Source organism: Vibrio sp. 811 (genome assembly GCF_033339195.1).
In genome coordinates, this window is the sequence record NZ_JAWOUB010000509.1 from 1 (window position 1) to 646 (window position 646).

2 protein-coding genes are annotated in these 646 nt (G+C 48.6%); both read right to left on the reverse strand.

Features of this window, described 5'->3' with window-relative positions; translation table 11 throughout:
• Positions 1-473, reverse strand: a 473-nt coding sequence (locus R7Q46_RS27770) for a DHH family phosphoesterase (protein ID WP_318078375.1), incomplete at its 3' end; no start/stop codon positions are given.
• Between the two features lie 45 nt (positions 474-518).
• Positions 519-646 (reverse strand): thioredoxin fold domain-containing protein (locus tag R7Q46_RS27775; RefSeq protein ID WP_318078376.1); only part of this gene is annotated, 128 nt, incomplete at its 5' end.

Genomic DNA, 646 nt, shown 5'->3' on the forward strand with positions numbered 1-646 from the left:
TGGTCTGTCAACAATACGGTAATGCCATTCTCTTTGGCGTAGCGCACACCTTCAATCGACGATACGCCATTGTCGACCGTCATGATCATTTCTGCGCCAAGTTCCAATGCTTGATCGACCACCTCTGGGCTCAAACCGTAGCCATCTTCAAAGCGGTTCGGCACCAAGTAATCGACGTTATTGCTGCCAAGCATACGTAATGCCAATACAGAAAGAGCAGAACTCGTTGCGCCATCTGCGTCAAAGTCACCCACCACGATGATGCGTTTTTGCTCTTGAATCGCTTGGAACAACAACTCAACCGCCTGCTCAATGCCGCCAAGCTTTTGGTACGAATGCAATCCACGAGCAGAGGTTTCTAGCTGCGCGATGTCAGTAATACCGCGATTGATGTAAATGCGTTTTAAGATCGGAGGAATGGAATCTGGGAGAAGGGAAAGATCCGGTTCGGGACGTCGTTGAATTTCTATCATGCTTGAAAAGAGCCGACTATTGCGTCGGCTCTGCTCCTTAAAGGATTACAGTTGCTCTAAACGTTTCAGTAGTTCAGCTGGCGGTAAGTAACCACCAACCATCTCACCGTTTGGAAGGAAGATTGCAGGCGTACCTGAAATACCTAACTGACGACCAACGTTGTAGTGCGCTT